Here is a 6,157-nt window from a genome sequence, read left to right on the forward strand (position 1 = left end):
CGACCTTCGCCTTGAACTCGGGCGCGTGCTGCTTGCGTTTCGACATCTCTGATCTCCTTCTCGTCGAAGATCAGCAAACTGCAATTCGTAGCTTATGTCAGTGTCCGAAATTCGGGGGGTAGCTCACACACCATCAAACCTTGGGATCAAACACCTAGGCAGGATGTGTTCGACTACATTGAGATGTTCTACAACCCGAAGCGTAAGCACGCGCGAAACGGAATGCTGTCGCCCGTCGAGTTCGAGCGGCAGCAGAAATTGAAGCACGAGGGCGTCTAAGAAACGCGGGGCTATTCAGTGGTTCGCTGAAATGACCTCGCTTTCGCCCAACGAAAGGCCGAGCTGTGATTGCCAAAGACGCGCCGTGTTGCTTCGTCTGTTTGGCCCGACGATTGCCGGCAAGTCTGTGGCATGGACTTGTTAAAGATGGGCTCGCGCCAGCCCGCCGCCGGTTAGGAGGTGGCCGCTTTCGGCAGGCGCAGATCGAGATCGCGCAGCAGATGTGCATAGTCCGGCCCCGGGTGTTCGTTGGTCACGACAATGTCGCCGGGCCTTAACGAGGGCAGGCGTAGGGGAGAGTCCGCTTTGCGGTCTCGCCACTTGCTGTAGTCCACCGCCATGATGCGCCGTTCGGCGATGGTGGCCATCTCGCGGGCCATGTCGACCTCGTGCTGGTCGTGGACGAGAAAGCCAAGCTCCGGATGAACGAGCGAGGCGGTCATGATCGCGTAATCCGCAGTGAATTGCGACACCACGTCGAAAGCGGCACGGTCGAAGGCAGCGCAGTCATGGTTCCGCAACTGCGTCCCTGCCATGAACACGCGGTTTCCTTCGATCATGGCCAACGTTGACGCGATATAGGCAGAGTTCGTGACCACCGTCAGGTTGCGATGCCGGGTCAGCGCCTGCGCAATGAAGCCCGAGGTCGAGCCCGCGTCGATCGCCAGAACCGCGCCCAACGGGATCATGCCGGCAACAAGCTTCGCGATGCCGGCCTTTTCCTGCCGATTTTCGACCAATCGTGCGGCCAGTGGCGGATCGTTTTGCGCGGCGGCTGCCATGATCGCGCCGTGCACCTTCTCGACCTGACCTTTTTCCACCATGGGCTTCACGATGCGGCGGATGGTCTGGTCCGTCACGTTCAATTGCTCGGCCAAGGCGCTGACGGAGATGGTGCCGTGCAGGGCCACGGTATCCAGGATCTCCTGTTCGTATTTCGACATGTTAGCCACCAAATTTGTTGTTTTCTGGTACTACATCCTGACATCTCTCGGTTTCAACCGTTAGATTTGAGCAAAAACAACAAAAAGCTTTACAACATGTTGGAAAGAGTCATTTTTGAGCAGAGTTCATCGGGAGAATCAATACATGCCCACGCATTCTGCGAAACATCTCATCATTGGCGGCGGCATCATCGGCTGTTCCGTCGCGTATCACTTGGCGCGCGCGGGCGAGAAGGACGTTGTCGTTCTGGAGAAGGCGTCGATTACCGAAGGTGCCACCTGGCATGCGGCGGGGCTGGTCGGGCAACTGCGCTCCAGCCGGAACACGACCCGCATGCTGAAAAAATCCGTCGAACTCTATGATCGGCTGGAAGCAGAGACCGGCATGGCCTTTGACTGGAAGAAGGTCGGGAGCCTTCGGCTTGCAGCGACGAAGGACAGGCTGCTGGAGGCCAAGCGGCTTGCCACGATGGCGCAAAGCTTCGATCTGGAAATGAACATCATCACCCCGGAGGAAGCGAAAGAGCTGTTCCCTTATATCGACACCAAGGGGTTGGAAGGGGCGGCCTTCATCCCGTCTGACGGTCATGTTGATCCGGCGAGCCTTTGTCAGGCTATCGCGGCGGGCGCGCGCAAGCACGGGGCACAGATCCGGCAGGGCGTGAAGGTGCTGGATTTCAAGGTGGTCGACGGGCGGATCGCAGAAGTGGAAACCGACGAGGGCACCTGGGAGGCCGAGACTGTCACCATCGCCGCTGGCATGTGGAGCCGCGAGGTCGGCGCGAAGCTTGGCCTGACCGTGCCGGCCTGTGCGGTAGAGCACCAGTATATTGTGACCGAACCGCTGCCGGACACCGACAGCGTCAAGAGGCTGCCCACGCTGCGCGACCCCGAGCGGCTGGTCTATTACAAGCCGGACGCGGGTGGGCGTCTGGTGATCGGCGGTTACGAGGAAGGCACGCTGCCTTTCGGTGATGACGGCATTCCCGGCGAGTTTGTGCGTCAGCTTCTGCCCGACAACCTCGACCGGTTCGGCCCGTTGGCGGAATTGGCGGCCAAGGTCACCCCGGTGATCAACGACGTCGGCATCCGCTCGGTCATCAATGGCCCGATCCCCTATTCGGCAGACGGAGATTTCGTCCTCGGATGGCAGCCCGGCTTCGACAACCTTATGATGGCGACCGGGTTCCTGTACGGGATCGCCGCCGGTGGCGGGGCCGGCGAGATGATCGCCGAGTGGATATTGGAGGGCCGCCCGAGCCTTGATCTCTGGCCGCTCGACGTGCGGCGGTTCTCGCCCCATCACGGCACCATGCGGTTCATGTATCCGCGCGCGGTCGAGCACTACGAATATCACTACAAGCAACGCTATCCGGGGCAGGAATACCAGACCGCCCGCAACCTGCGCTTGTCACCGCTGCATGACCGGCTGGACAAGGCCGGTGCGATCTTCGGGTCCAAGAACGGTTGGGAACGGCCGCTCTGGTTCGCGCCGGAGGGCGTGCCACAGGAGGACCAACTGGCCTTCATCAATCCCGGCTACAAGAAATTCGTGGCCGAGGAACATCGTGCGGTGCGTGAGGGCGTGGCGCTGATCGACCAGACCTCGTTTTCCAAGTTCGAACTTGTGGGGCCGGGCGCGCTGGACCTTTTGCAAAAGCTTGCAGCCTGCAACATGGACAAGCCCGTGGGGGCGGTCATCTACGCGCAGTTCTGCAATGAGACGGGCGGGATCGAGGCCGATATCACCATCACTCGTACCGGTAAGGACAGTTTCTACCTCGTGACCGGTTCGGGCTTTGGCGTACATGACGAGGATTGGATTCGTCGCCACATGCCCAAGGACGGGTCGGTTCACTTGATCGAACTGACCTCCGCAAGGGCGGTGATCAACATTGTCGGTCCCAAGGCACGCGAGGTGCTTCAGGCGGTTTCGGAAAACGATCTGTCGAACGAGGCCTTTCCCTTCGCCACGGCGCAAGAGATCATCGTCGGCATGGCCAAGGTCCGCGCAGCCCGGATCGGCTATGTCGGCGAACTGGGGTGGGAGTTGCATGTACCGACGGAGTTTGCCGCCCATGTCTATGACACCCTCTGGCAGGCCGGGCAGGCCCATGGCATTCGCAATATCGGCTATCGCGCGATCGAGAGCCTGCGTGTCGAAAAGGGCTACCTCTATTGGTCCGGCGATATCACCCCAGACTACACACCGATCGAGGCCGGGCTCGGCTTCCGCGTTCACCTGAAGTCTAAAGGGGAATTCCTCGGCCGCGACGTGCTCGAAAAGCAGAAGGCCGAGGGCCCGTCGCAGGTATTGTGCACCTTCGTGACCGATCAGAACCTGCCAGTGTCGGGCGGTGAGCCGATCCTGCTGAATGGTAAGACGGTATCACTGGCTACCTCGGCGGCTTGGGGGCATACCGTCGAAAAGACAATCCTGATGGGGTATCTGCCTGCCGACATGGCCAGCGAAACGGCGTTCGACTGCGTCGTCTTTGGGGATACCCATGCCATCACTCGGGTCGACGGGCCGCTCTACGACCCCGAGAACCATCGCCTGAAAGCATAACGTCACGGCGGGCAGGCCAACAGGGATTGGCTTGCCCGCTATTCCTTTTAGAAATCAGAAAAAGACCACCAGACAGGGAGGCCGCTCATGACAACAGATCATCGCGCAGAGATTCTGGATGCGCTTTCGAAAACCCCCGGCTTCGCCGACATCCCTGAAGAGGCCCTGACTATTACCCGGATGGGCGGGCTGACCAACCTCGTCTTCCGGGTCGACGCACCGGAAGCGGCGCCAGTGGTCGTGCGCCTCGCCGGGGCGGGGACGGAAGAATATATCGACCGGGTTGCTGAACTGACCAATGCCGAAGCTGCCGCGCGGGCAGGGGTCTCTGCCGCAATCCACTACGCCGAACCCGAAACCGGCCTGCTGGTCATGGATTGCATTGAAAACGTGACCACGATGACGCCCGAGAATTTCGCCGCGATCAAGGGCAGCCCCGGCCGCGCAGGGGCCGCGTTGCGGCTGTTGCACCAGTCGGGCGAAAAATTTGCCGGGCGGTTCGAGCTGTTCCAGATGATCGAGGACTATCTCGACGTGCTTTCCAAGAAGGCGAACTCGACCTTGCCCGACGGGTATCACGACGTGGTTGCCGCCGCCGCGCCGGTACGTGAAGCATTGGAGGCACATCCAGTAGACCTCGCGCCCTGTCATTGCGATCCGCTTTGCGAGAACTTCCTCGATGACGGTCAGAAGATGTGGATTGTCGACTATGAATACGGCGGCATGAACGACCCGCTTTGGGATCTGGGTGACGTGTCGGTTGAAGGGCATTTCACAGAGGCAATGGAAGCCGAAATGCTGCAGGCCTACTTCGGACGCTCGCCGACCGCCGCCGAGAAAGGTCGCGTGGTGATCTACAAGGCGATGTGCGATCTGATCTGGACGCTCTGGGGCCTGATCCAGCACGCCGATGGCAACCCGGCAGAGGATTTCTGGCTCTACGCTGTGACCCGCTTCGACCGCTGCCAGGCGCTGATGAACGCGCCGGAGTTCGACATCCATGTGGCGAATGTGAAGGCAGGGTGATCCCGCGCAGTCGAGCGGGAAAGGCGCGCCGCAGGGCGCCTCAGACTGCTGACAAACCCCGTCATTTTGGCGGGGTTCTATTTTGGTTTGTGAGGTTAGGCCCTTGGTCAGGTCGTCTGTGGCTGTGTCGGCCACTTCGCCATCGCGATTTTCTTGATGTTCTGGGCGGTGGCGGCGAGGAGGGCTTGGGTCTGGACTTTTGCGAGGGATCGGAAGCGGGCGTATCGGTGGCCGAAGAGTTGTTTGGCGTCTGCGAATGATCGCTCGACCGTTTCCTTTCGGCGCTTGTAGAGCCGCTTGCCCCAATCGGTCAGGCGGTGTGCATCCACGCGTTCGCGGGCATCGGCCCAGACATGGCGGGTGACGGTCTTTTGTGTCTTGGCATTCGTCGTGCAAGAAGCCAGCAGCGGGCAGGTCCGGCATTGGGCGGGGTCCGACTTGTAATGCCGATAGCCGGTCCGGTCGGTGGTGGCACAAGGGATGATCTGGCCCTCGGGACAGCGATAGGCGTCCAGCGCAGGATCATAGTCGAATGCGCTTTTGCGCAGCATTCCCTTTGGGCCGGATGGACGCAGGTAACCCGTAACGCCCAGAATGCCCCGATCTTCCAAACCCTTGGCGATGGGCGCGCTGGCATAGCCTGCATCGAGGCCCACCGCCACCACATCGAGATCGAACCGCGCGCGTTGCCGATCCAGCCGGGCCAGGTATGGGATGCTGTCATGCACATTGGCAGGGGTGACATGGGTGTCGGTGATGATGCCCGCCCGCCCATCCACACTGCGGTGATCGAGGTAGAAGAACCCTTTTGGCTTGCCGTCGCGCACCATGTATCCCGCGTCCCTATCGGTGCGGCTGACCTTGGTCTCCTTCACCGGCGGCTGACGGTCCTTGGGGGCCAGGGGCTTCTTGCCATGCGTCGCGCGATCCTGGGTGATCGCGGCATCCAGGTCGTCCCAATAGGCGGCGCGGGACTTGGCGATCAACGCCTTGTCATAGCGCCCCTTGTTGGCCGAGGCCTTGAGATGCGTGCTGTCGGTATAGAGCACATCGCCGCCGACCAGACCCCTCGCGATGGCCTGCTCCACGATGTGATCGAAGATACGCTGCGCAATGTCCGTGCCGTCGAAGCGGCGCCGCCGGTTCTGGCTGAACGTGGAGGCATCGAACACACGGTCCGTCAGACGCAGCCCGAGGAACCAGCGATAGGCCACGTTGACCTCGATCTCGCGCATCAGCTGACGCTCGGACCTGACACCGAATGGACCTGTCGCGGTTTGGTGCCGCTCCTTTGATAGCATAATGTGCAGCAAAGGAGACGAGCTATGGGCACAGGAAG

Annotated in this window: 3 protein-coding genes and 2 pseudogenes; 3 read left to right on the plus strand and 2 right to left on the minus strand. The window is 60.9% G+C overall.

Annotated elements, in window-relative coordinates; translation table 11 throughout:
• Positions 1 to 156: 156 nt before the first annotated feature.
• A pseudogene (locus BKY27_RS19190) lies at positions 157 to 279 on the plus strand (IS3 family transposase); the annotation flags it as partial.
• A gap of 173 nt (positions 280 to 452) precedes the next feature.
• Here the strand turns inward: BKY27_RS19190 and BKY27_RS19195 are convergent.
• Entirely contained in the window at positions 453 to 1,223 is a 771-nt protein-coding gene (locus BKY27_RS19195) for a DeoR/GlpR family DNA-binding transcription regulator (protein ID WP_071676070.1), read from the minus strand.
• 145 nt (positions 1,224 to 1,368) lie between these two features.
• Here BKY27_RS19195 and BKY27_RS19200 point away from each other — a divergent pair, with 145 nt between their 5' ends.
• Both BKY27_RS19200 and BKY27_RS19205 read left to right on the plus strand, forming a co-directional pair.
• Positions 1,369 to 3,792, plus strand: coding sequence for a GcvT family protein (locus BKY27_RS19200; protein WP_071676071.1), 2,424 nt, complete (start codon positions 1,369 to 1,371; stop codon positions 3,790 to 3,792).
• Between the two features lie 87 nt (positions 3,793 to 3,879).
• Entirely contained in the window at positions 3,880 to 4,818 is a 939-nt protein-coding gene (locus BKY27_RS19205; protein ID WP_071676072.1) for a phosphotransferase family protein, read from the plus strand.
• Between the two features lie 107 nt (positions 4,819 to 4,925).
• Here the strand turns inward: BKY27_RS19205 and BKY27_RS19210 are convergent.
• Positions 4,926 to 6,080: pseudogene (locus tag BKY27_RS19210) on the minus strand (IS1182 family transposase); the annotation flags it as partial.
• Between the last annotated feature and the right edge of the window lie 77 nt (positions 6,081 to 6,157).

The sequence above is a fragment of the Nioella nitratireducens genome (assembly GCF_001879715.1).
In the GTDB taxonomy this organism is placed as follows: Bacteria; Pseudomonadota; Alphaproteobacteria; order Rhodobacterales; family Rhodobacteraceae; genus Nioella; species Nioella nitratireducens.